The sequence below is a fragment of the Corynebacterium uterequi genome (assembly GCF_001021065.1).
Taxonomy (GTDB): Bacteria; Actinomycetota; Actinomycetes; order Mycobacteriales; family Mycobacteriaceae; genus Corynebacterium; species Corynebacterium uterequi.
In genome coordinates this window covers 1,258,366-1,282,461 of the sequence record NZ_CP011546.1, presented here as the reverse complement: position 1 = coordinate 1,282,461, position 24,096 = coordinate 1,258,366, and the positions used below count along the sequence as shown (strand labels likewise).

General features: G+C 65.8%; 25 protein-coding genes. 18 read left to right on the top strand and 7 right to left on the bottom strand.

Annotated elements, in window-relative coordinates:
* Nucleotides 1-37 precede the first annotated feature (37 nt).
* From aspS to aroQ, 12 genes are all read left to right on the top strand, one after another.
* Nucleotides 38-1,822, top strand: a complete 1,785-nt coding sequence (gene aspS / locus CUTER_RS05985; RefSeq protein ID WP_047259668.1) for an aspartate--tRNA ligase — start codon at nt 38-40, stop codon at nt 1,820-1,822.
* A gap of 35 nt (nt 1,823-1,857) precedes the next feature.
* A complete protein-coding gene (locus CUTER_RS05980; protein WP_047259667.1) occupies nt 1,858-3,081 on the top strand; it encodes a phosphotransferase family protein in 1,224 nt (407 codons plus the stop codon).
* A gap of 2 nt (nt 3,082-3,083) precedes the next feature.
* Nucleotides 3,084-4,448, top strand: coding sequence for a replication-associated recombination protein A (locus tag CUTER_RS05975; RefSeq protein ID WP_047259666.1), 1,365 nt, complete (start codon nt 3,084-3,086; stop codon nt 4,446-4,448).
* Between the two features lie 69 nt (nt 4,449-4,517).
* On the top strand, nt 4,518-7,178 hold the full coding sequence (gene alaS, locus CUTER_RS05970; RefSeq protein WP_047259665.1) for an alanine--tRNA ligase: 2,661 nt from the start codon (nt 4,518-4,520) through the stop codon (nt 7,176-7,178).
* A gap of 77 nt (nt 7,179-7,255) precedes the next feature.
* A complete protein-coding gene (ruvX, locus tag CUTER_RS05965; RefSeq protein ID WP_047259664.1) occupies nt 7,256-7,786 on the top strand; it encodes a Holliday junction resolvase RuvX in 531 nt (176 codons plus the stop codon).
* Nucleotides 7,776-8,945 carry an endolytic transglycosylase MltG gene (gene mltG / locus CUTER_RS05960; protein ID WP_047259663.1) on the top strand — a complete coding sequence of 390 codons (1,170 nt, stop codon included), beginning with the start codon at nt 7,776-7,778 and terminating at the stop codon, nt 8,943-8,945. Before ruvX ends, mltG begins: the two co-directional genes overlap by 11 nt.
* Before the next feature lie 56 nt (nt 8,946-9,001).
* The gene (locus tag CUTER_RS05955; RefSeq protein WP_201775026.1) at nt 9,002-9,823 is read left to right on the top strand and encodes a shikimate dehydrogenase; all 822 of its coding nucleotides are present in this window, start codon (nt 9,002-9,004) and stop codon (nt 9,821-9,823) included.
* 18 nt (nt 9,824-9,841) lie between these two features.
* Nucleotides 9,842-10,246, top strand: a complete 405-nt coding sequence (locus CUTER_RS11340) for a prepilin peptidase (RefSeq protein ID WP_082121292.1) — start codon at nt 9,842-9,844, stop codon at nt 10,244-10,246.
* Nucleotides 10,247-10,294: 48 nt separating this feature from the next.
* Nucleotides 10,295-11,497: a chorismate synthase gene (aroC, locus tag CUTER_RS05950; RefSeq protein WP_047259662.1), complete on the top strand. Its 1,203-nt coding sequence runs from the start codon at nt 10,295-10,297 to the stop codon at nt 11,495-11,497.
* Between the two features lie 14 nt (nt 11,498-11,511).
* Nucleotides 11,512-12,051, top strand: a complete 540-nt coding sequence (locus tag CUTER_RS05945) for a shikimate kinase (RefSeq protein ID WP_047259661.1) — start codon at nt 11,512-11,514, stop codon at nt 12,049-12,051.
* Between the two features lie 8 nt (nt 12,052-12,059).
* A complete protein-coding gene (gene aroB / locus CUTER_RS05940; protein ID WP_407919160.1) occupies nt 12,060-13,163 on the top strand; it encodes a 3-dehydroquinate synthase in 1,104 nt (367 codons plus the stop codon).
* Entirely contained in the window at nt 13,160-13,597 is a 438-nt protein-coding gene (gene aroQ / locus CUTER_RS05935; RefSeq protein WP_047259660.1) for a type II 3-dehydroquinate dehydratase, read from the top strand. Before aroB ends, aroQ begins: the two co-directional genes overlap by 4 nt.
* A gap of 107 nt (nt 13,598-13,704) precedes the next feature.
* Here the strand turns inward: aroQ and CUTER_RS05930 are convergent, their stop codons facing one another.
* From CUTER_RS05930 to CUTER_RS05915, 4 genes are read right to left on the bottom strand one after another with little or no spacing between them, the layout of a single operon-like run.
* On the bottom strand, nt 13,705-14,166 hold the full coding sequence (locus CUTER_RS05930) for a hypothetical protein (RefSeq protein ID WP_047259659.1): 462 nt from the start codon (nt 14,164-14,166) through the stop codon (nt 13,705-13,707).
* Between the two features lie 5 nt (nt 14,167-14,171).
* A complete protein-coding gene (locus CUTER_RS05925; RefSeq protein WP_047259658.1) occupies nt 14,172-14,597 on the bottom strand; it encodes a hypothetical protein in 426 nt (141 codons plus the stop codon).
* Between the two features lie 57 nt (nt 14,598-14,654).
* Nucleotides 14,655-15,518, bottom strand: coding sequence for a prolipoprotein diacylglyceryl transferase (locus CUTER_RS11060; protein ID WP_052844051.1), 864 nt, complete (start codon nt 15,516-15,518; stop codon nt 14,655-14,657).
* A gap of 51 nt (nt 15,519-15,569) precedes the next feature.
* Complete coding sequence (locus CUTER_RS05915) at nt 15,570-16,073, bottom strand: hypothetical protein (RefSeq protein ID WP_047259657.1); 504 nt, start codon at nt 16,071-16,073, stop codon at nt 15,570-15,572.
* A 237-nt stretch (nt 16,074-16,310) separates the two neighbouring features.
* Here CUTER_RS05915 and CUTER_RS05910 point away from each other — a divergent pair, with 237 nt between their 5' ends.
* The 3 genes from CUTER_RS05910 to nusB are packed head-to-tail and all read left to right on the top strand — an operon-like array spanning nt 16,311 to nt 18,661.
* Nucleotides 16,311-17,450 carry a M24 family metallopeptidase gene (locus CUTER_RS05910; protein WP_082121291.1) on the top strand — a complete coding sequence of 380 codons (1,140 nt, stop codon included), beginning with the start codon at nt 16,311-16,313 and terminating at the stop codon, nt 17,448-17,450.
* A gap of 50 nt (nt 17,451-17,500) precedes the next feature.
* Nucleotides 17,501-18,064: an elongation factor P gene (gene efp / locus CUTER_RS05905; RefSeq protein WP_047259656.1), complete on the top strand. Its 564-nt coding sequence runs from the start codon at nt 17,501-17,503 to the stop codon at nt 18,062-18,064.
* Between the two features lie 21 nt (nt 18,065-18,085).
* Nucleotides 18,086-18,661: a transcription antitermination factor NusB gene (nusB, locus tag CUTER_RS05900; RefSeq protein WP_047259655.1), complete on the top strand. Its 576-nt coding sequence runs from the start codon at nt 18,086-18,088 to the stop codon at nt 18,659-18,661.
* On the opposite strand, the gene CUTER_RS05895 is transcribed toward nusB, so the two are convergent.
* From CUTER_RS05895 to CUTER_RS05885, 3 genes are read right to left on the bottom strand one after another with little or no spacing between them, the layout of a single operon-like run.
* Complete coding sequence (locus tag CUTER_RS05895; protein ID WP_047259654.1) at nt 18,658-19,140, bottom strand: YbjN domain-containing protein; 483 nt, start codon at nt 19,138-19,140, stop codon at nt 18,658-18,660. The two genes, nusB and CUTER_RS05895, sit on opposite strands and share 4 nt — an antisense overlap.
* Complete coding sequence (locus tag CUTER_RS05890; protein WP_047259653.1) at nt 19,140-19,628, bottom strand: YbjN domain-containing protein; 489 nt, start codon at nt 19,626-19,628, stop codon at nt 19,140-19,142. Before CUTER_RS05890 ends, CUTER_RS05895 begins: the two co-directional genes overlap by 1 nt.
* Nucleotides 19,629-19,675: 47 nt before the next feature.
* Nucleotides 19,676-21,016 carry a TIGR01777 family oxidoreductase gene (locus CUTER_RS05885; RefSeq protein ID WP_047259652.1) on the bottom strand — a complete coding sequence of 447 codons (1,341 nt, stop codon included), beginning with the start codon at nt 21,014-21,016 and terminating at the stop codon, nt 19,676-19,678.
* A gap of 119 nt (nt 21,017-21,135) precedes the next feature.
* On the opposite strand from CUTER_RS05885, the gene pyrR reads away from it, so the two are divergent.
* Genes pyrR through CUTER_RS05870 form a run of 3 tightly spaced genes read left to right on the top strand, consistent with a single transcriptional unit; the run spans nt 21,136 to nt 24,080 of the window.
* Nucleotides 21,136-21,759, top strand: a complete 624-nt coding sequence (pyrR, locus tag CUTER_RS05880; RefSeq protein WP_047259651.1) for a bifunctional pyr operon transcriptional regulator/uracil phosphoribosyltransferase PyrR — start codon at nt 21,136-21,138, stop codon at nt 21,757-21,759.
* Between the two features lie 4 nt (nt 21,760-21,763).
* On the top strand, nt 21,764-22,705 hold the full coding sequence (locus CUTER_RS05875) for an aspartate carbamoyltransferase catalytic subunit (RefSeq protein WP_047259650.1): 942 nt from the start codon (nt 21,764-21,766) through the stop codon (nt 22,703-22,705).
* A 34-nt stretch (nt 22,706-22,739) separates the two neighbouring features.
* The gene (locus CUTER_RS05870) at nt 22,740-24,080 is read left to right on the top strand and encodes a dihydroorotase (RefSeq protein WP_047259649.1); all 1,341 of its coding nucleotides are present in this window, start codon (nt 22,740-22,742) and stop codon (nt 24,078-24,080) included.
* Nucleotides 24,081-24,096: the final 16 nt, after the last annotated feature.

The window sequence follows — 24,096 nt, the reverse complement described above, 5'->3', positions numbered from 1 at the left end:
ACTACCGATCACTCTTGGTAAAGGACGAATCTCTATCGTGCTTCGAACACACCTCGCGGGCGAACTCCGCACTGAACTGGCCGGACAGACTGTCACCCTCGTCGGGTGGGTTGCTCGCCGTCGCGACCATGGCGGCGTGATCTTCATCGACCTGCGTGACCGCTCCGGCCTCGCCCAGGTCGTCTTCCGCGAGTCCGACGTCGCCGAGCAGGCCCACGACCTGCGCAGCGAGTACTGCGTGCAGGTCACCGGCGTCGTCGAACGCCGCCCGGAGGGCTCCACCAACCCGAACCTCGCTTCCGGCGAGATCGAGGTCAACGTTTCCGAGCTCACCGTTCTCAACGAGTCCGCCGCCCTGCCGTTCCAGGTGGAAGACGCCTCGTCGCAGGAGGTGGGCGAGGAGACCCGCCTGAAGTACCGCTACCTGGACTTGCGCCGCGAGCGCCAGGCCAAGGCCCTGCGGTTGCGCTCGGCGGCCAACCGCGCCGCCCGCAAGGTACTCGACGGGCACGACTTTGCCGAGATCGAAACCCCGACGCTGACCCGCTCCACCCCCGAGGGTGCGCGCGACTTCCTCGTCCCCGCGCGCCTCAAGCCCGGTTCGTGGTACGCGCTGCCGCAGTCGCCGCAGCTGTTCAAGCAGCTGCTCATGGTGGGCGGCATGGAACGCTACTACCAGATCGCCCGCTGTTATCGCGATGAGGACTTCCGCGCCGACCGTCAGCCGGAGTTCACCCAGCTGGACGTGGAGATGAGCTTCGTTGACCAGGACGACATCATCGCCCTGGCCGAGGAGATCCTCGTCGAGTTGTGGAAGCTCATCGGCTACGAGATCACCACCCCGATCCCGCGGATGACCTACGCGGAGGCGATGAAGAAGTACGGTTCGGACAAGCCGGACCTGCGCTTCGACATCGAAATCACGGAGTGCACCGAGTTCTTCAAGGACACCACCTTCCGGGTGTTCCAGAACGAGTACGTCGGCGCCGTCGTCATGGAGGGCGGCGCCTCCCAGCCGCGCCGTCAGTTCGACGCATGGCAGGAATGGGCGAAGCAGCGCGGTGCCAAGGGCCTGGCCTACATCACCATCGCCGAGGATGGCACCCTGGGCGGCCCGGTGGCCAAGAACATCACCGACGCGGAGCGCGAGGGCATCGCCGCCCACGTCGGTGCGAAGCCGGGCGACGCTATCTTCTTCGCCGCCGGCGAGACCAAGTCCGCCCGGGCGCTGCTCGGCGCGGCGCGCGGTGAGATCGCCCGCAAGCTGGGCCTCATCAAGGAGGGCGATTGGGCCTTCACCTGGGTGGTGGACGCCCCGCTGTTCGAGCCGGCGGCTGACGCCACCGCCTCGGGCGACGTTGCTCTCGGCAACTCCTCCTGGACCGCCGTGCACCACGCCTTTACCTCCCCGAAGCCGGAGTACCTCGATACGTTCGACGAGAACCCGGGGGAGGCAACAGCCTTCGCCTACGACATCGTGTGCAACGGCAACGAAATCGGCGGCGGTTCCATCCGTATTCACCGCCGGGACGTTCAGGAGCGGGTGTTCAAGGTCATGGGCATCGGCGACGAGGAGGCGCAGGAGAAGTTCGGCTTCCTGCTCGACGCGATGAAGTACGGCGCCCCGCCGCACGGCGGCATCGCCTTCGGCTGGGACCGCATCGTCTCGCTGCTCGGCGGTTTTGACTCGATCCGCGACGTCATCGCCTTCCCGAAGTCCGGTGGCGGCGTTGACCCGCTGACCGACGCCCCCGCCCCGATCCCGGCGGCGCAGCGCCGCGAGACCGGCGTGGACGCTAAGCCGGGTAAGGCCAAGAAGTAACACCCCGCCGACCGACCCAGGAGGCCATCATCGTCGTGCCGAGCAGCTCGGAGATCATCGCGAAAGCAGAGCGGCTCCTACGCCACCGCTTCGGCGGCGTGCAACGGCTCAGCGAGCCGGAGCGGCTCTCGGGCTCCGGGTCGGCGGAAGTGTTCCGGATCCGGGTGGCGAACCAACCGCTGTTCCCGCACCGCTCGGTCATCCTGAAGTACGTCCCGGAGACCGGCGACATCCTCGACGATGCCACCCTGTGCCGCGAGGTGGCCGCCTACCAATTCACCACGTCGTTGGCTCCGCAGCACCAGCCCGGGCCAACGCTGTTGGCCCACGACATCACCGATCGGCTCATCGTGCTCACCGACGTCGGCGACGGTGACACCCTGGCATCGCTGCTCAGCCGCCCCGACCCGACGGCGCGCCGGCAGATCGTCCGCGACCTGGGAGTTGCATTGGGGCGGATGCACGCCGCCACCGCCGGCCGCGAGGAGCACTTCCGGGTGTTGCTGAGTCGGATGCTCACCGCCCACCCGGAGGCTGAGGCGGCCTATGACCTGCGCGATCGCTCCCTGGTTCCGGCCATCGACCTCGGCACCGACATCCTGCAGCGCTCAGGAGTGGCAGTCCCGGCGGCGGTGCACACCCTGGCCGACCGGGCAGTGCGCAAGCTCAGCTCCACCCGCGCGCGGGCCTTCACACCCTTTGACCTGTCGCCGGACAACATCATCGCCACGCAGCGGGTGAAGTTCCTCGACTATAAATGGGCGGACTTCCGCGACGTGACCTTTGATCTCGCCTGCGTCATCGGCGGCTTCCCGCAGTACCTGGGCACTCAGCCGCTCACCGACGAGGAAACGGATGTCTTCCTGCGCAGCTGGGTCAACGAGGTCCGTACGGTGTGGCCGACGGCCACCCGGGCCGACTATCTTCACAGCAACATCCTCGCCGCCTTGGTGGGGTGGGCCTGTTCCTCGGTGGCCCTCATGCACTACGGGTCGCTGGCAGGGGCGCTCACGGCCTTGGACACGGCGGCACTCGACGCCGGCGACGACGACCAGGATGCCGGCGAGCCCTCGGAGCTGTTGCTGCCCGCCGCGGACAAGGAGTTCTCCGCTGAGCAACGGATGATGCGACTGGACCTGTACGAGACCTTCTCCGCGCTGGCTCGGTTCGCGGCGCTGGGCACGGAACCTGGCGACGGCTGCGTCGCTGAGTTTGCCCGGATCGTCAGTGCGCGCCTGGCACAGGATCCGGAGGCCTAACCATGAGTGAGGATCTGCAGGACGGCTTATTCGCTCCCGCTTCGTCGGCCCCCGCCGGGGCGAGGGGATCGGCGTTCTTCCAGGCCGGCCCGTCGGCCCCGCTGGCCGCCCGCATGCGGCCCCGGGACCTTTCGGAAGTGGCTGGTCAGCGCCACCTGCTTGCTGAGGGCAAGCCGCTGCGTCGGCTCATCGAGGGCTCAGGTGAGGCCTCGGTTATCCTCTACGGCCCGCCGGGCACGGGAAAGACGACGATCGCCTCGCTCATCGCCTCCGCCATGGGGCAGAACTTCGTGGCCCTGTCCGCGCTGAGTTCCGGGGTGAAGCAGGTCCGCGAGGTCATCGACCAGGCCCGGCGCGACCTTGCCCGGGATGAGCGAACGGTGCTCTTCATCGACGAGGTCCACCGCTTCTCCAAGTCGCAGCAGGACGCGTTGCTCGGTGCGGTGGAAAACCGCATCGTGTTGTTGGTAGCGGCCACCACGGAGAATCCGGCGTTCTCGGTGGTGTCGCCGCTGCTGAGCCGTTCGCTGCTGCTGCAGCTAGAGTCGCTGGCCCCCGAGGAGGTGGCGTCGGTGCTGCGCCGCGCCATCGCCGACGACCGCGGCCTGGCGGGAAAGGTGGCGGTCGATGACGCCGCCATCGACCAGATCGTCCTACTCGCCGGGGGAGACGCCCGCCGCAGCCTGACCTATCTGGAGGCCGCCGCGGAAGCCGTCGAACCGGGGGAGACGCTCACGGTGGAGACGGTGCGTGAGAACGTCAACCGGGCCATCGTGCGCTATGACCGCGACGGTGACCAGCACTACGACATCGTCAGCGCCTTCATCAAGTCCATGCGCGGCTCGGACGTCGACGCCGCGTTGCATTACCTGGCCCGGATGATCGAGGCCGGCGAGGACCCGAGGTTCATCGCCCGCCGGCTGGTTATCCTCGCCTCGGAGGACATCGGCATGGCGGATCCGACAGCCCTGCAGGTCGCTGTGTCCGCCGCCGAGGCCGTCAGCTTCATTGGGATGCCCGAGGGCCGGTTGCCGCTGGCCCAGGCCACCGTGCACCTGGCGACGGCGCCGAAGTCGAACGCGGTGTACGCGGCGATCAACAAGGCCCAAGAGGACGTTGCCGCCGGCAAGTCGGCGCCGGTTCCCGCGCACCTGCGCGATAGTCACTACGCGGCCGCGAAGAAGATGGGCAATGCCGTCGGCTACGTCTATCCCCACAACGATCCCCGCGCAGTGGTGGAGCAGCGCTACATCCCCGACGGGTTGGAAGACGCCGTCTACTACGTACCCACCGACCATGGTCAGGAATCGCGGCTGGCCGGGCTGGTCTCCCGGCTGCGCAGCATCGTGCGGGGCACTGGGGCCTAGCTATCGGCTGTCGCTTGCTACACTCAAGACGATTTTTGACTTCTTAACGCATGGAAGGTGTCGTCGCGCATGCAGACCCATGAGATCCGGGAACGGTTCACCCAGCACTTCGTCGACAACGGCCACACCGCGGTCCCCAGCGCCTCGCTGATTCTGGATGACCCGACGCTGCTGTTCGTCAACGCCGGCATGGTGCCGTTTAAGCCCTACTTCCTGGGCCAGGAGACGCCGCCCTTTAAGAACGGAACGGCCACCTCCATCCAGAAGTGCGTGCGTACCCTCGACATCGACGAGGTAGGCATCACCACCCGCCACAACACGTTCTTCCAGATGGCGGGCAACTTCTCTTTCGGCGCCTACTTCAAGCGTGAAGCCATCCACTACGCCTGGGACCTGCTGACCAAGCCGGTGGACGACGGCGGGTTGGGCCTGGACCCCGAGCGGCTGTGGGTGACGGTGTACCTCGACGACGATGAGGCCGCGGAGATCTGGAACAAGGAGGTCGGCATCCCGGCCGAGCGGATCCAGCGCATGGGGATGGAGGACAACTACTGGTCCATGGGCATTCCCGGCCCGGCCGGCCCGTGCTCGGAGATCTACTACGACCGCGGCCCGGAGTACGGCGCCGACGGCGGGCCGGAGGCCGACGACAACCGTTACATGGAGATCTGGAACCTGGTCTTCACCGAGTTCGAGCGTGGACCTGGCGACAAGAAGGGCAACTTCGAGATCGTCGGGGAGCTGCCCAAGAAGAACATCGATACCGGCATGGGTGTTGAGCGCGTCGCGTGCATCCTGCAGGGCGTGGACAACGTCTACGAGACGGACTTGCTGCGGCCGGTCATCGACGCCGCACAGCAGGTCACCGGCGCGGCCTACGGCGCCAAGCAGGACGACGATATCCGCTTCCGGGTCATCGCCGATCACTCCCGCACCGCCATGATGCTCATCCTCGACGGCGTGACCCCGTCGAACCTGGGCCGTGGCTACATCCTGCGCCGCCTCATGCGACGCATTATTCGCTCCGCTCGCATCCTCGGCGCCACCGGACCCGCCCTGGAGGTGTTCATGAACACGATCATGGACACGATGACCCCGTCCTTCCCGGAGATCACAGAGAACCGGGAGCGCATCATCCGCGTCGCCATCACCGAGGAAAAGGCGTTCCTCAAGACCCTCGAATCCGGCACGCAGCTGTTCGACTCGGCCGCCGCGGCGCTGAAGGACTCCGGCAAGACCGTACTCGGCGGTGCGGAGGCTTTCGAGCTGCACGATACCCACGGGTTCCCCATCGACCTCACCGTTGAGATGGCCGCCGAGGCCGGCCTCAAGGTGGACATGGTCGAGTTCGACAAGGCCATGGCGGCCCAGCGGGCCCGCGCCAAGGCGGACAACGCCGCCAAGAAGCACGGCCACACCGATCAGTCCATCTACCGCGAGTGGGTGGATAACAACCCGACCGAGTTCTTCGGCTACACCGATCTCAGTGGCGAGGCCACCGTGATTGGCCTGGTCGTCGACGGTGTGTCTGCGACCAGCGCTGCCGCCGGCGACGCGGTGGAGGTTATCCTCGACGCCACCCCGATGTACGCCGAGTCCGGCGGACAGATGGGCGACCGCGGTCAGCTCGTCGCCGGAGATACGGTCCTTGACGTCACCGACGTGCAGAAGATCGGCAAGAAGCTGTGGATCCACAAGGCCACCGTCGTCTCCGGCGGCATTGAGCTCGGCCACAAGGTCACCGCCACCGTCGACGCCACCTGGCGCCACGGCGCGACCCAGGCGCACTCCGGCACCCACCTCATTCACGCTGCGCTACGCCAGGTGCTCGGCCCCACCGCCGTCCAGGCCGGCTCGCTCAACCGCCCCGGCTACCTGCGCTTCGACTACCAGTACACTGAGGCCCTCACCGACGAGCAGCTGCGCGAGGTGGCCACCATCACCAACCAGGCGGTGGACGCCAACTTCACGGTCAACACCGTGGAAACCTCCCTCGACGAGGCCAAGAAGATGGGCGCCATGGCGCTATTCGGCGAGAACTACGGTTCTCAGGTGCGCGTTGTCGAGATCGGTGGCGACTTCTCCCGTGAGCTGTGTGGCGGCACGCACGTCGCCACCTCCGCGGAGATTGGGCCCATCGCCGTGTTCTCTGAAGGCTCGGTCGGCTCCGGTGCCCGCCGCGTCGAGGCCTACTCGGGCATGGCCGCATTCCAGCACTTCTCCGCCGAGTCGGCGCTGGCGTCGGCTCTGGCCGGTGAGCTCAAGGTGAAGTCCGCCGAGCTGCCTGATCGCATCCAGCAGATGGCGGAGCGGATCAAGGCCGCCGAGAAGGAGATCGCTACCCTTCGCCAGGCCCAACTGTTGTCCAACGCCGCGTCGCTGCTGTCCGAGCAGACCACGGTGGGTGCGCACACCCTCGTTGCCGTCCGCGTGCCCGATGGCATCTCCGGCGGTGACCTGCGAATCCTCGCTACCGATCTGCGTGGCAAGCTGGCCGGTACCTCCGGCGTTGTGGTGCTCGCCAGCGCCGACGGTGACAAGGTCCCCTTCATTGTGGCCGCCACTCCGGAGGCCGTCGCCGCGGGGGTGAAGTCGGGTGAGCTGGTTAAGGTATTCGGCCAGTACGTCGGCGGTCGCGGCGGCGGAAAGCCGGACATGGCGCAGGGATCTGGCACCGAGCCGGGCGGGATCGACGCCGGTTTCGCCGCCATTGTGGAAACTCTCAGCTAGTCCATTATCGGGGTCGGGCAGTAACCGGTTAAAATAACGAATTGGTTACATAGTCAGATGTCCAACAAAGGAGGGCAATGAAGCCGACCCCGGATACCCCAGGCGAGCAGGACCCCGGCGACGGTCGGCGGATCGCGCTCGATGTCGGCACGGTCCGCATCGGCGTAGCCTCCTCTGACCGCTCGGCCGTGCTCGCTACCCCGGTGGAGACAGTCCGCCGGGAGACCGGTTTCAAGGATCGGGACAAGGGCGATATCGACCGCCTGCTTGAGATCATCGCCGAGTATGACGCGGTGGAGATCATCGTCGGGCTGCCCCGCGACCTCAAGGGCAATGGCTCGGCGAGCGTGAAGCACGCCAAGGAGATTGCCTTCCGGCTGAATCGCCGCCTGACTAACGCCGGTACCCCGATCCCCATCCGCTTCGCCGACGAGCGCCTCACCACGGTGACCGCGATGAGCGCTCTGCAAGCGGTCGGAGTGAAGGCCAAGAACAGTAAGTCGATCATCGATCAGGTCGCGGCCGTCGAGATCCTGCAATCCTGGCTCGACGCCCGAAAGATGGCGCTGGCCCGTATGGAAGAGGAAGAAACCGCCGATGAAGCATAATCATCGAGCTCATCGCCGGCGTCGGCGTGGGCGCCACTCCAAGCCCCAACAGCGCGGAACTGCGTTCATCTCCGCGGCTCTCATCTTGCTCGTCGGAGTCATCGCGGTTCTCGGCGTGAGTTTGGCACTCCCGGGGCCTGGGAAAGGCCAAGGCGCCGAGGTCCTCGTCGAGGTTGCGGAGGGCTCGACGCTGAGCGAGATCGCCCCCGAGCTGGAGAACAAGGGCATCGTCGACAGCGCCTCCGAGTTCCTCACCGCCGCCTCGTTGAACATTAAGTCGCACGAGGTGTACCCGGGTTTCTATCGCCTCCGGGAGGGGATGGGCGCCGAGGCCGCCGTCGACGTGTTGACCAACCCGGACAATAAGATCGACATGCTCAACGTCAACCCCGGCATGACCTTGATGGATCTACACCTGACGAACGGCGACGTCCGCTTCGGTATCTACACGCAGATCTCCCAGGTGGCGTGCAGCGTGACCGGCAACGACGGGTGTGTCACCGCGGCCGATCTGGAGCGGGTGGCGGCCACCGTCGACCCCGCAGAGCTCGGCGCCCCCGAGTGGGCGCTGGAACCGATCCGGGCGCGCGGGGATGACCCGAAGCGCCTGGAGGGGCTCATTAGCCCCGGCCAGTATGTCGTTAATCCCGGCATGTCCGCGCAGGAGATCCTCACCGATCTGCTCACACGATCGACGAAGGTGTACAACGACACTGGCATCGTCGATCGGGCGAAGGCCATCAATCTGACCCCCTATGAGCTGCTCACCGCGGCGTCAATCGTGGAACGGGAAGCACCGGCCGGCGAGTTCGACAAGGTCGCTCGCGTCATCCTCAACCGCCTGGAGCTGCCCATGCGGCTTCAGATGGACTCGACCGTCAACTACGACCTTGAGACCGTGGAGACCGCTACCACCGACGCGGACCGGGAGCGCGTCACGCCGTGGAACACCTACGCTTCGGACGGCTTGCCGCAAACCCCCATCGCATCCCCGAGCGAGGAAGCGATCCGTGCCATGGAGAACCCGGCGGAAGGTGACTGGCTCTACTTCGTCACAGTGGACAAGGACGGGACGACCATCTTCAACAGCTCGCTGGAAGCCCACAACGAAGCCCAACAGCAGGCCTTCGACAGCGGCGTCCTAGACTCCAACCGGTAACCAAACCCCGATCACTACCCGCCACCGAACGCCGCCGAAGAAAGAAGGACGACCCCGTGACTCCGATCCGCCACCGCGCCGCCGTCCTGGGTTCGCCCATTCACCACTCCCGGTCCCCACTAATCCACAACGCCGGCTATCGGGCGTTGGGTTTGACCGACTGGGAGTACCTGCGCATCGAGACCCGCGCCGACGACGTGCGCCGAACCGTCGAAGAGTCCGATGCGAGCTTCGCCGGGTTCTCCGTGACCATGCCAGGCAAGTTTGAGGCGCTGGCGCTCGCCGACGACGCCTCCGAGCGCGCGCGGGTGATCGGGGCGGCCAACACCCTCGTGCGCACCGGCGACGGGTGGTACGCCGACAACACCGATGGCGTGGGCGTGCTCGGTTGCCTGGACGAGCTTCTTGGCGCGGTAGGGATCACTAGCGCTGTGGTGGTGGGCGCCGGCGGAACCGCCCGGCCGGCGCTGTGGGCTCTGGCTGAGCGAGGATGCCGCGACGTCACCATCGTCAACCGCTCCGACCGTGAAGCAGAGCTTAGTGAGCTGCTTGAGACCTGCGGCATCACCGCACAGTTCGTGGATTTCGACGCCGATCTGGCCACGGCGAGCCGGCAGGCCGACGTCGTCATTTCCACCGTTCCCGCTGCGGCTGTCAAGGGACACGAGCGCGACCTTGGCCACGCCCCGATCCTCGATGTCATCTATGACCCCTGGCCCACCCCGCTGACCGTCCACGCCGCGGCGAATGGCTATCGCACCGTGGGTGGACATGCCATGCTCGTGCACCAAGCCTGTCCACAATTCGAGGCTTTCACTGGCCGCAAGGCACCTTATCCACAGATGCGCTCGGCGCTGGAGGAGGACCTCGGGATCTAGGCCTTAGGCTCAGCGGACATGAGCCTAAGCATCCTTGTCCTCGCTGGCTGGGCAGCAGCCCTGAGCATCAGTGATATTCGTAGTCTCCGACTGCCCAACGGGCTCACCCTGCCGCCAGGTGTGGCGGCCTGCCTCTGCGCGCTGCTGTGGGACCCGGGGTGGTTCGTCGGCCTGGGGTGGCCAGTACTCTACGCGGCCGTGGCGGCCAGACGCGGCGGCATCGGTGGGGGAGACCTTAAACTAGCCGTGCCGTTGGGCATTCTCGTAGCTGCGTTCGGTGGGCCGCTCGGTGTACTGCGCGCGGTGATAGTTTCCTCACTCATCGGGGCGATATCCGGGCTCGCGGCATCCGGCCGCCCTCAAGCTGGCACTCCACACGGCCCAGCGATGCTTATTGGGGCAGTGGCTGGAGGATGCTGGTGAAGCCGGGCGATAGTCGCCGGCGTAAGACCTCGTGCGATAATAATCCCTATGTTGCGTTGGACGACCGCCGGAGAATCCCACGGCCGAGGCATCGTGGCCTTGATTGAAAATATGCCCGCTGGGGTGCCTGTCACCGCCGAAGAGATCGGTCATCAGCTAGCCCGCCGTCGTCTTGGATATGGCCGCGGGGCTCGAATGAAGTTCGAAGCGGACGACCTCACCCTGCTAACTGGCATCCGCCACGGCCGTACCCTGGGAAGCCCCATCTCGATCATCATCGGCAATTCCGAATGGCCGAAGTGGACGACCATCATGTCCCCGGACCCGTTGGATATGACGGACCCGGAGGTGGCCGCGGCCATGAACTCCGGCCGCGGCGCGAAGCTGACTCGGCCTCGGCCCGGACACGCCGACTTCGCCGGCATGGTGAAGTACGGCCACGATGACGCTCGCCCCATCCTTGAGCGCTCCTCGGCCCGCGAGACCGCCGCCCGGGTAGCGGCCGCCACCGTCGCTCGCAACTTTCTTCGGGAAGCGCTCGGCGTGGAGATCGTCTCTCACGTCATCTCCATCGGCCGTTCCGAGCCCTACGAGGGTCCCGCACCCACCGCAGCGGACATCGACGCCATCGACGCCAGTCCTACCCGCGCCTTCAGCAGCGCCGCCGAAGCCTCCCAGATCGCCGAGATCGACGCCGCCAAGAAGGCCGGGGATACCCTCGGCGGCATCGTCGAGGTGGTGGTCTCCGGGCTGCCGATCGGCTTGGGTTCGCACGTGTCGGGCGACGAACGCCTTGACGCCCAGCTCGCCGCCGCTCTCATGGGCATTCAGGCGATCAAGGCAGTAGAGATCGGCGATGGCTTCGAAGAAGCCCGCCGTCGTGGTTCCGAAGCACACGACGAGATGGTTCGCAGCGCCGACGGAGTCACCCGATTGACCAACCGCGCCGGCGGTCTGGAAGGCGGGATGACCAACGGGCAACCGCTGCGCGTACGAGCCGCGATGAAACCGATCTCTACCGTTCCGCGTGCATTGAAGACCGTGGACATGGCGGACGGTTCCGCCGCGACGGGCATCCACCAGCGCTCCGACGTGTGCGCCGTCCCCGCCGCCGCCGTCGTCGCCGAAGCCATGGTGGCCCTTGTTCTCGCCCGGGCGGTTCTTCACAAGTTCGGCGGCGATTCGCTGGCCGAGATCACTCGCTCCATTGCGGCGTACCAGGCCTACGTCGCCACCCGTTTGACCTTCTAGGAGATGGGAAAGTCATGATCCCTCAGGCTGCAACCCGGTCCTGCCATTCCGCCCCGCGTGTGGTGCTGGTAGGCCCGCCCGGAGCCGGAAAGTCCACCATCGGACGTCGCCTTTCGCGCACCCTCAACCTCCCGCTTGTAGACTCCGATCTCTTGCTGGAGAAAAGGCACGGGATGACCTGCGGGGAGCTGTTCACCGCGGTCGGCGAACCGCGCTTTCGCGAATTGGAGGCGGAAGTCATCGCCGACGCTCTCCAGATGGGCGGCGTCCTCAGCCTCGGCGGTGGGGCCGTCCTCACCGACTCAACCCGGGCTCTGCTGACCGGCCATACTGTCGTGTGGGTCGATGTCAGCGCCGAGGAAGGCTACCGCCGCACCCGCGACGAAGGAACCCGGCCGGTGCTCGACGCCGATGATCCGCTAGAGCACTATCGCAACCTCATCGCCACCCGCGAGCCCTACTATCACGAGGTGGCGGGATACCGCCTGCGCAGCGACGATAAATCACCGCAGCAGCTCGTCGCCGACATCCTCTCCTTCCTGGAATCCTTCTAAAGAATGGTGTGCCCATCGTGACGACGATTACGGTCAACGGACCCCGCCCCTATGACGTGCTCATCGGCCAGGACCTCGACGCCAAGATTGCAGCGCTGGTGGCTGACCACCCCGCGACTCGGGTGGCTATTGTGCACCAGCCGCCGCTCGCCGACGCGGCCCGCGAGCTGAGCGCGGCGCTGGCCCAGGACGCTGGTGTGAAGGTGACGTGTCTTGAGATCCCCGACGCCGAGGACGGCAAGACCTTAGCGACCGCCGGGCGCCTCTGGGACGCCCTGGGAGCGGCCGCCTTCGGACGCCAGGACCTGATTATTGGCCTGGGCGGGGGAGCGGCGACCGACCTAGCCGGCTTCGTGGCGGCGGCATGGATGCGTGGCATCGACGTCATCCAGGTACCGACCACTCTGCTTGCCATGGTGGATGCGGCCGTGGGCGGAAAGACCGGTATCAATACCGAAGCGGGCAAGAACCTCGTCGGAGCGTTCCACGAACCCATCGGCGTGTTCATCGACCTGGCGCGGCTTCACACTCTGCCGGCTAGCGACTTGGTGGCCGGCAGCGCAGAGATCATCAAGACGGGTTTCATCGCTGATGAGCAGATTCTTGCCCACTACGAAGAGGATCCGGCTGGCTGCCTCACCGTCGGTGATCGGCTAGCCGACCTCGTCGCCCGTTCGGTGAGCGTTAAGGCCCGAGTAGTTGGCCAGGACCTCAAGGAGTCCGGCTTGCGGGAGATCCTCAACTACGGGCACACGTTCGGCCATGCAGTGGAGCGTTACGAGAACTACCGGTGGCGTCACGGCAGCGCCGTCGCCGTGGGCATGATGTTCGCGGCCGAGCTCGCCCGCGGGCGAGGCCTTATTTCGGCAGATCTGGTGGAGCGCCATCGCCGCATTCTCCGCTCCGTTGGCCTGCCCACCGGCTACGAGCCGGGGCGTTTCGACGACCTGTACACCGTCATGACTCGGGATAAGAAGAATCGGGCCGGGACTATTCGATTCGTCGCGCTCGACGGAGAAGTGGGTGTCATGACCCGCATCGAGGGCCCGAGCCTCGACGAACTCCGCGGCGCTTATGCGTCGATCACCTCTCCCAACGAGGCACAGGCATGACGCGCATCGTGTATGTCCTCAACGGACCGAATCTCAACCGGCTGGGCAAGCGCCAGCCGGAAGTGTACGGGACCACGACACTTGCTGACGTCGAACGACGCTGCACCGAGGTGGGGGAGCAGCTGGGCTTCGAGGTGCGCTGCGCGCAGTCTAACCACGAGGGCGTCTTGCTAGACGTTATCCATGAGGCGGCCGACGCCAACGCGGCGGTCATCATCAATCCCGGCGGGTGGACACATACGTCGGTGGCGCTGCGCGACGCATTGGCCGAAGTTGCCGACGGGGCCGGCTTCGTGGAAGTGCACATTTCCAACGTTCACGCCCGGGAGGAGTTCCGGCACCACTCTTACTTGTCGCCTATCGCCCGGGGAGTCATTGCCGGTTTGGGAGCCTACGGCTACGAGGCGGCTTTGCATTACCTCGCCCAGGGCTAGACGCGGCACCTCGCATGCCGCGCGGGGTTGGGTCAACGGCATAACAAAACGGCAGGTAAACAAGCTTTCGCTCGTTTCCTGCCGTTTGTGTTGTCGGCTAGCTTTCCCTAGGAGGAAAGGCCGGTGATGATCGAGATGATGGACAGCGGGTTACCGGCTGCGGTGCCCGCGGCGCCACCAATGATCTTCCCCAGGCCGTCGAGGCTGCTGCCGCCGGTCTCCGGCAGGGTGGCAGCGGAGGAACCGAACTCGTCAGTCGACGAGGTCTGGGTGTTCTCCGCGGTCCACGCAGAGGACAGCTCATTCTGGGAAGAACCCCATTCAGCGGAGCCTCCCTGCCCAAAGGAAGAGGTGTGGTCACCGTCACGGGAGGAGAACTCGGCGGATTCCTGGGAGGAACCCCACGCGGCGGAGCCGTGGTTACCGAAGGTGTTCTCGTCGATGCCCCAGTCGGCGGATCCGCCGTTGAGGGCGTCGGTGGCCCCGTTGGTGAACGAGACGTCGTTGACCTCGATGGTGTCCGGGGCCTCGAAGTTAAGCAGTTCGGGTAGCTGAACGAGGAAATCCATGGCTACTACTTTTCCTCGGCCTTCGGCTCAGCGCCACCGAAGTTCAGGCCGGAGGAACCGAACTGGTCGGTGGAGGAGGTCTGGGTGTTCTCAGCGGTCCAGGTAGAGGACAGCTCATCCTGGGAGGAACCCCAGCCGGCGGAGCCTTCCTGGCCGAAGGAGGAACCGTAGTTGCCGTCCTGCGAGGAGAACTCAGCCTTGTCGAAGGAGGAACCCCACGCGGAGGAGGCCTCGTTGCCGAACTTGTTGCCGTCGATGCCCCAGTCGGCGGAGCCGCCGTTGAGCAGCTCGGAGTCGCCGTTGGTGGCGGTGACGTCGCCGACGGAGATGTCGTCGGGAGCGCCGAAGGTCAGGTCCGGCAGGGCGATGGGGGCCGGGCCGTGGACGGTCATGTTAAGCAGGGCTTCGGGGAGTTGAAGAAGAAAATCCATGTTTTCTCGAATCCTTAAGTTGTGTTGGGTGTTGTCCAGGAAAGCGACGGACCAGCGCTAGGCCTCAGCCTTAGCGCCTTCGGTGGTCTCCGGCTTGGCGGTAGTCTCCGGGGCGGTCGGCTTCTCTTCCGGCTTCGGCTCGGTGGTCTCAGCGGCACCGGACTCGGTCGGCTTAGTGGTCTCGGAAGCTGCGGCGGGCTTGCCTGCAGGTTCTTCAGCAGGCTTGTTAGCTTCGGTTCCAGCCTCAGCAGTCGGCTTCTCAGTAGCCTCGCCCGGCTTGGCGTTATCGCCGGCCTCCGGCTTTGACTCCGTAGACGGCTTCTCAGCGGCTTCGCCTTCCGGCTTGCCCTCGCCGGTTGCTTCGCCTTCCGGCTTGCCCTCGCCGGTTGCTTCGGCCTCCGGCTTGCCAGCAGCTTCGCCGGCCGCCGGCTTCGTGTCGGCACCGGCAGCGGCGTCATCGCCAGCCGGCTGATCGCCAGCCTCGACAGGCTCAGGCTTGGCATCGTCGACGGCCGGGCCATTCGAAGAACCGAACTGGTCCGTGGAGGAGGTCTGATCGTTAGACGAAGACCACTCGGAGGACAACCCATCCTGGGACGAACCCCAGTTAGCGGACCCCTCATCCCCGAACGACGAGGTGTAGTCCCCGTCTCGGGATGAGAACTCGGCGCCATCCTGCGACGAACCCCAGCCAGAAGAGGCGTGGTTGAAGAACTCGTTGTCGGACGAGCCCCAGTTGGACGAAGCGTGGTTGAGAATCTCGACGTCACCATTCGAGGAAGTGATGTCGCCGACGGAGATGCTCTCCGGCGCTTCAAAGACGATCTTTTCCGGGAAGGTGATCGAGCTCAGCGGTCCGCCGGTCACTGAACCGGCGAAAATGCCGTCCAGGAGTTCGCGAACAGAGATGAGGAAATCCATGTTGAACCTTTCAGACCACGAAGCATGCGCTTCGTGGTGACGGACGGGGCTTTAGGAGCCGATCAGGCCCTTGAGCAGCGGGGCAACCAGGCCGCCGAGGCCGCCGAGGGCGCCGGAGGAGCCGTTGCCACCCTCGCCACCAGCGCTGGAGGAGCCGCCGAGGTCAGCCTGAGAGGAGCCGAACTGGTCGGTGGAGGAGGTCTGGTCGTTGGAGGAGGTCCACTCGGAGGACAGACCATCCTGAGAGGAGCCCCAATCGGCGGAGCCTTCCTGACCGAAGGAGGAGGTGTAGTCACCGTCGCGGGAGGAGAACTCGGCACCATCCTGGGAGGAACCCCACTCGGCGGAGCCGTTGTTGCCGAAGGTGTTCTCGTCGAAGCCCCAGTCAGCGGAGCCGTCGTTGAGGGCGGTGGTGTCACCGTTCTCGCCGGAGATGTCACCAACCGTGATGGTCTCGGGGGCCTCGAGGTTCACGTGTTCCGGAAGCTCGATCGGGGCCGGACCGTGAACGGTCAGGGCAGCGAGTGCATCCGGGATCTGAAGAAGGAAGTCCACGGCTTAGTGCCTTTCAATTAGGTGGTATTCAGCAAACCCTTAGGGTTCGCCGGTCAGAATAGCAGATCTTTAGCTTCACCACACTTTTTGGGACACCTGTGTGAAAGGTGTTACACCCCGAACAAAAATGGCTGGTCAGTGGCGACCTGGCCACCCTGGAAAGGGGGTAATTTTGGTGCCGGCCCTGCCTGTCCACCCCGCGCCCGGCGGCCACGTTGGCAGGGCTATCATGACGCCATGCAGCTTGACACTTCGTCCCCCACCCATTCCGATGCCACGCGGCAGGGGCCCGACTACCAGGCCCGGCGCCGTCGGCTCGCCGAGAGCCTGCGTGAGCGCGGTCTCGACGCCATCCTCATCACCCATCTGCCCAACCTGCGTTACCTCTCAGGTTTCTCCGGCTCGAACGCCCACCTGCTCGTTCTTGCCGACGGCTCCGCCGCCATCACCACCGACGGCCGGTACACCACCCAGATCGCTCAGGAAGTCCCCGACCTCGCCGCCACGATCGTGCGCGACGGCTCCGCGACGCTTATTGATAAGGCCAAGGAGGCGGTCTCCGCAGGCTCGGTGCGGATCGGCGTCGAGGATTCGCACCTCAGCATGGCCGCGTTCTCGGCCTTGACCTCACATGTGAACGGCGCGGAACTCGTCGCCGCCGGCCGGCTCGTCGAGGACCTACGACTAATCAAGGACGCGGACGAGATCAACGCGCTTCGCACCGTCGCCGCTGTCGCCAACCGAGCCTGGGCGACGTTGCTGTCCGAGCACGCGATCAAGGCGGGCGTGACGGAGCGGGAGGTAGCCGCCCGGCTGGAGTACCTCATGAGGATCGAAGGAGGGGAGCGCACGAGCTTTGACACGATCGTCGCCTCGGGTCCCAATTCGGCGAAGCCGCACCACGGAGCGGAAGGGCGCGTCCTGGAACAGGGAGATTTGGTGACCGTCGATTTCGGCGCTCACCTCAACGGCTACAACTCGGACATGACGCGCACGGTCGTGGTGGGGCAGGCCGACGGCTTCGCGGCCGAGATCTACGACGTCGTCCTGCGCGCGCAACTGGCAGGCATCGACGCGGCGACGGTGGGCACCGAATTAACGCGCGTCGACGCCGCGTGCCGCGACATCATTGCCGAAGCCGGTTACGGCGAGTACTTCGTGCACTCCACGGGCCACGGAGTGGGCCTCGACGTCCATGAGGCGCCGTCGGCCGCGCAAAACGGCCAGGGAACCCTCGTTGAGAATATGACTCTGACCATCGAGCCCGGTATCTACGTACCGGGGCGGGGCGGAGTGCGGATCGAAGACACGTTGCTCATCACGGCCGACGGACCGGTCCTTATCACCGATGGGGATAAGAACCTCCTGCTCGTGTAGACTGGCTCAAGTTTTTCGACCTTTATCCGACACCTTCGTAGGAGACTTCCGTGGCAACTACTGCCGACTTCAAGAATGGTCTTGTCCTCGTTATCGATGGCAAGCTCTCGCAGATCACTGAGTTCCAGCACGTCAAGCCGGGTAAGGGTCCCGCCTTCGTCCGCACCAAGCTCAAGGAGGTTGTGTCCGGCAAGACCATCGACAAGACCTTCAACGCTGGCGTGAAGGTGGAGACCGCCACCGTCGACCGTCGCGATATGACCTACCTCTACGACGATGGTTCGTCCTACGTTGTCATGGACGATAAGACCTACGAGCAGTTCGAGCTGTCCCACGACGCCTTCGGTGCGGCCGGCAAGTTCCTGCTGGAGAACATGCGCGTTCAGGTCTCCTTCCACGACGGCGAGGCTCTCTTCGGCGAGCTGCCGGTGTCCGTCGACCTCAAGGTCGAGCACACCGAGCCGGGCCTGCAGGGCGACCGTTCCTCCGGCGGCACCAAGCCGGCCACGCTGGAGACCGGTGCCGAGGTGCAGGTTCCGCTGTTCATCGAGATCGGCAACGTGCTGAAGATTGACACCCGCAGCGGCGAGTACCTGTCCCGCGTTTCCCAGTAAGCAAAACCCGAAGAGAGTTCCGTGAGCACTTCCCACAAGCGTGACCGGCGCCATGGCGCGCGCTACCGGGCGCGTCGCCGCGCCGTCGACATCATCTTCGAGGCGGAGGTTCGTGACGTTGACCCGGTGGCGATCGTCGACGAGCGGATCGCGTTGTCGCACGATCAAGAATCCGGAGTGGCTCCGATTGCGCAGTACACCCGCGAGCTCGTGTCGGGAACGGCGGTAAAGCTCGACGAGATCGACGCCGCCATCGAGCGTTTCCTGTCCGAGCAGTGGACGCTGGAACGGCTCCCGGCTGTCGACCGGGCCATCCTTCGCGTTCTTGGCTGGGAAGTCATGTTCAATGATGACGTCGACGCGCCCATTAGCGTTGTCGATGCCGTGGAGATCGCGACGCAATACTCCACCGACAAGGCGGCGCCGTATATCCACGCCGTGCTCGATGACATCGCGCACGCTGGCTCCCCGGACAATCCGATGAACGCCGTGCTCGACGACACCGACGATGCCGACGACGCCTCCGAGTCCGCGGAAGCCTCACTAGAGGCTCCCGCCGAAGCGGCGCCGAGCGACGAGGCCCCCAGGCTGGACTAGCCCTGGCTCGGGAACGCCTCCCGAAGCTGCTCGGCGACGACTGTCAGCCCGTCCATGGTGGCGAGCACGCCGTCGACCGCTGCCTTCAGCGCGCCGGCGAGCTGCTCGTCGCTGAGGCCGGCCCCGGCGGCAATTTCGTGTTCGGTCCGCACAATCAACTTGTCCGCTTGGTCCACCACCGCCGCCCGGGCGAGCATCTGCAAGCTGTTGACCTGGTTCGCGGCCATGTACAGCACCGCGTCCCCGGAGGTGGTGTCAATGTCGGTGAGCGCCTCTGCGCGAACGATCACTGTTGTTCCCAGGCAGCCGAAGCTCACCGCTACGCCGTTGAGGTTGGCGGACGCGGCCGGAACGTTGTGTTCGGCAGGAGTGAGTTCCACGCCGTGACCGGCCATGGCGTGGATAACCCGCTCCAGGGTCACCTCCGGCAGGGTGTGCGTGTTGTCCGGGGCGGGGGGCAGGAATTCTTCAAAGCCCATTACTCTTCGTACCTCCAGGTCACGGCGTCGGGGAAGCGGTCTTCCAGGCTCGCGTAGGCCTCCAGGATCGCGGCCAGGCTGGACAGGATGAACCCTCCGAGCTGGTTCCGGCTCACGCCTTCGCCCACGTAGAGCTGCCGGTAGGCGCTGATGACGAGGTTGGAGCCATGCTGCTCGAAGAACCGCAAGGTTGGGGTGATGCGCATCTGGTTCCAATTGCTCACCGCGGCGAGCACGCTGGGGGCCTCGGCGACGTCGAGCTCGCCGCGCCAAATGGAGTCGCAGATGAGGACGTCGGCGTCGTGGACGAAGGTCAGCGCTGAGTTTCGGTAGCCGGTGTGGACCACGGTGCGGGTGGTGTCCTCCGGCCCGGGAATCTCGTCGGTGCGGTACTCTATGCCCTCGCTGGTGAGGATTTCCTCAATCCGGCTGATGGTGAGGGGCTCAATCGGCGTATCCGGCAACGCGCTGGATTCTGAATCGGCCATAGTCCATCCTTTCTGCTGTGTCGATGGGCACTAGTGCGCTTTGTAATCTACCGAAGCATCGATTCGTGCCCGAGTTCGTGGCGTAGTGCGTCGCTGAGCTGCCGGTAGCGGAAGACGTGGCCGCGATCGGTGAGCGCCTGGGCGACGACGTGTTGGTTGGCGAGCGCGAGTTCTCGCGCTCCCTCGTCTCCGATGAGCAGTTTCGGGCCCATCTCGGGCACGGTGAGTAGCGCCGGCCGGTGCATGACCGACGCCAGGGTGGTGGCGAAGTCGCGTCCCGTTACCGGGTGGGGTGCCACGGCGTTGATCGGACCGGAGAGTCCCGGATCGAGGACGGCCCGAAGGTAGATGTCGGTGAGGTCGTCGAGGGCGATCCACGACATGGTCTGCGTTCCGTCGCCGATAGGACCACCGAGCCCCGTCGAGTACAGGGCCCGAAGCAGCGGCAGCATGCCGCCGGCGGCGCTCAGTGCGATGCCCGTGCGAATGGTGACGACGCGCACGCCTGCGGCGGACGCTGGCTGGGTGGCGTGCTCCCAGGCCTTAACGACGTCCGCGAGGAAGCCGTCGCCGTAGCCAGCGTCTTCGGCAAGTGGCTCCTCACCGCGGTCGGCTCCGTAGGCTCCGATGGCGGAAGCGGAGACGAACACGTCCACCCCGGCCGTGGCGGCCACCTCGGCGAGCCGACGCGTCGGCCCGACCCGGGAGGCGAAAATGCGCGCCTTATGCGCGTCGGTGAAGCGCCCGAAGATGGGTTCTCCGGCCAGATGGATGACGGCGTCGATGCCGTCGAGCAGGTCCGGGGCAGGCCGGTCCGGGTTCCACAGCCGCTCACCTTCCTTAGCGCCGGAGCGCACCAGGGGTACGACGGTGTGGCCGGCGGTGCCGAGCTGTGCTCGCAGTGCTCGACCGACCGTTCCGCGGGAACCGGTTAACGCGATCCTCAGTGGCCGAGCGTCGAAATCCGCGAGCCGATCCAAGGCGGCGAGGTCGCCGTTGAGCTGGTGCTGGCGGTAGGCGAACGTGCGCTTCAGCAGCGCCGCCGGGACAGTCGTGTCTACCGTGTCGGTCACGAGGGTGCGCAGCTCACCATCGGGGTGAAAGTCGTGGGTGTGGTGCCAGCGGGTGAGCTGCGCTAGGGGAGCAGAGGTGCATAGGTCGCTAAAGCGTTCCCCGTCACGAAAGCCGTCGGCCTGGTGCTCGGCGCGCCAGGTGAGTCCGCGGGCGAGGCGAAAGACGGTGACGCCGTCGCGCAGGTTATCGGCTTCGGCACGAACCCGCATGGGGGCGAAGGGTGGGGTCAGTCTTTCGACGGCACCGGGGCGGGTGTGCCATCGCCAGACCTTCTCGACCGGGGCGTCGACGCTATGGGTGTGGGAGAAGCTCATGCGCCCACGCTAGCGCGTGGAACCTGGGCGCGTCGGCGTGGTAGGCTGCTGCCGGCATAACTTAATAACCATCAACCATCCTTTAAATACCGCACTGTGAGGCGGGAAAGGAGGTCACGATGAGTGAAACACAGTCACTGAGGGTAACGAGCTCGGAGCTGCTGGGCTCCGACGACGTTGCTCGCACTGTCGCACGCATCGCGCACCAGATCATTGAAAAGAATGCGCTCGGTTCCGCAGAGCAGGCCCCGGTCATGCTCCTTGGCATTCCCTCCGGGGGAGTGCCGCTGGCAACGCGGCTGGCCGAGAAGATCGCCGAATTCTCTGGGGTGGCGGTGCCGACCGGCTCCCTGGATATCACCTTGTACCGGGATGATCTGCGCCGAGGCCCACACCGCGCGCTGCGTCCCACCACCATCCCGTCGGTGGGGGTGGACGGCACCATCGTCGTGCTCGTCGACGACGTGCTTTTCTCCGGCCGGACGATCCGCGCGGCGCTCGACGCCCTGCGCGACCTGGGCCGCCCGGCCGCCGTGCAACTGGCGGTCCTCGTGGACCGCGGCCACCGAGAACTGCCGATTCGGGCGGATTATGTCGGCAAAAACCTGCCTACCTCGCGATCCGAGGACGTGCAGGTTCTCACCGAAGCCATCGACGGCCGCGACGCCGTCATCCTGACCCGCTACGACAGCGGCTCGCAGGTAAACCAGGACGAAGGCACAGAGGAAAGCGCAGGCCGGTAGAGACATGAAGCACCTGTTGGATATTGCCGATCTCAGCAAGGACGAAATCCTCGGCATCATGGATGAGGCGGATCGCTTCCGCGAGACGTTGCTCGACCGCGAGATCAAGAAACTGCCCACACTGCGCGGGCGGACCGTGTTCACCCTCTTCTATGAGAATTCCACCCGTACCCGATCGTCGTTTGAGACGGCCGGCAAGTGGATGAGCGCGGATGTCATCAACATTTCGGCGTCGTCATCGAGCGTGAAGAAGGGCGAGTCACTCAAGGACACCGGCTTGACCCTGACCGCGATCGGTGCCGACGCCATTATCATGCGCCACCCGTCCTCAGGCGCGGCGAAGCTGCTGAGTGGCTGGGTGGCCCCGGGCGGGCAGGGCCCCAGCGTCATCAACGCCGGCGACGGAGCTCACCAGCACCCCACGCAGGCGCTGCTCGACGCGGTCACCATGCGCCAGCGCCTCGGCGGCCTCGAAGGCCGGAAGGTGCTCATCGTCGGCGACTGCCTGCATTCGCGCGTCGTCCGGTCGAACGTTGACCTGCTGTCCACCCTGGGCGCCGAGGTCGTGCTCATCGCCCCGCCGTCGCTGTTGCCTGCTGGGGTGGAGAAGTGGCCGGTACGGGTTGCCTACGATTTCGACTCCGAGATCCCAGGTGCCGACGTGGTCATGATGCTGCGCGTGCAGGCCGAACGCATGCATGGCGGGTTCTTCCCCTCGCAGCGTGAGTACGCGGCGCTGTACGGGCTGTCGGCCCGCCGGGAGCGGATGCTCGCCGACCACGCGATCGTCATGCACCCCGGCCCGATGCTGCGCGGCATGGAAATCAACTACCGGGTGGCGGATCTGGACCGGACCGCCGTCCTTCAGCAGGTAAACAACGGCGTGCACGTGCGCATGGCCGTGTTGTTCACCCTAATCGCCGGCGCCGATGCGTCACTGGCGTAGCCGAGGAAAAGCTCAAGGACTTTCAGGACGAGAAATGACTATGAATAACTCCGGAACTACCGTTCTTCAAAACGTCCGCATCTACGGCGAAGGCGACCCGGTCACGGTGCTCATCACCGACGGCGTCATCGCCAGCCTCGACTACCGCCCCGACGCCGCGGACGCGCCGGCGGTGCCCGAGGACGCGACGGTCATCGACGGCGACGGTGCGGTGCTGCTGCCCGGGCTGGTGGATATGCACGTACACCTGCGCGAGCCAGGCCGCGAGGACACTGAGACCATTGTCACCGGCTCCCAGGCGGCCGCCCTGGGAGGCTTCACCGCCGTGTTCACCATGGCGAACACGCAACCGGTCATGGACCAGCCGGTGATCGCCGACTCGGTGTGGCACAAAGGCCAAGCCGCGGGGCTGTGCGACGTCCACCCGGTGGGATCCATCACCAAGGGACTCAAGGGCGAATCGCTGACCGAGTATGGGATGATGGCCGCCGGCGATGCGAAGGTGCGGATGTTCTCCGACGACGGCCGCTGCGTGGACAATCCCCTCATCATGCGCCGCGCCATCGAGTACGCTGCCGGGCTGGACGTTTTGCTCGCCCAGCACTCGGAGGACCACCGGCTCACGGAGGGCGCCGTGGCCCACGAGGGTTCGACCGCCGCGCGGCTGGGCTTGCGCGGCTGGCCGCGGGTCGCCGAGGAATCCATCGTGGCTCGGGACATCATCATGACGCGCGACTACGGCGGGCGCTTGCACGTGTGCCACGCGTCGACGGCGGGAACCGTCGAGCTGCTCGCCTGGGCGAAGCAGCAGGGGATTTCCGTCACCGCAGAGGCCACACCGCATCACCTGCTGCTCACTGACGCGAAGCTGGAGTCCTACGACGGCGTCTACCGCGTAAACCCCCCGCTGCGTGAGGAGTCCGACACCGTGGCGCTGCGCGAGGCGCTGCTCAACGGCACGATCGACTGCGTGGCTACGGACCACGCCCCGCACGGTTCGGAGGAGAAGTGCTGCGAGTTCGACGTCGCCCGGCCGGGCATGCTCGGGCTGGAGACGTCGCTTGCGATCATTGCCGAGATCTTCGTCAAGCCTGGTCTGGCGGATTGGCGTTTCGTCGCGAAGGTGATGAGTGAGCGGCCGGCGCAGATCACCCGGCTTCCTGATCACGGTCGCCCGATCGCGGTGGGCGAGCCGGCGAACCTCACTCTCGTCGACCCGGAGCACGAGTGGACGGTGGACCGGGAAGAGTTGGCGTCGAAGGCTGAGAACACCCCCTACCACGATCTCACCTTCAGCACGAAGGTGAAGGCGACGCTGTTGCGCGGGCGCGTGACCGCGCTGGATGGGCAGCCGAGCCAGCCTGCCAACGCCTAACCGTATAACATCCATC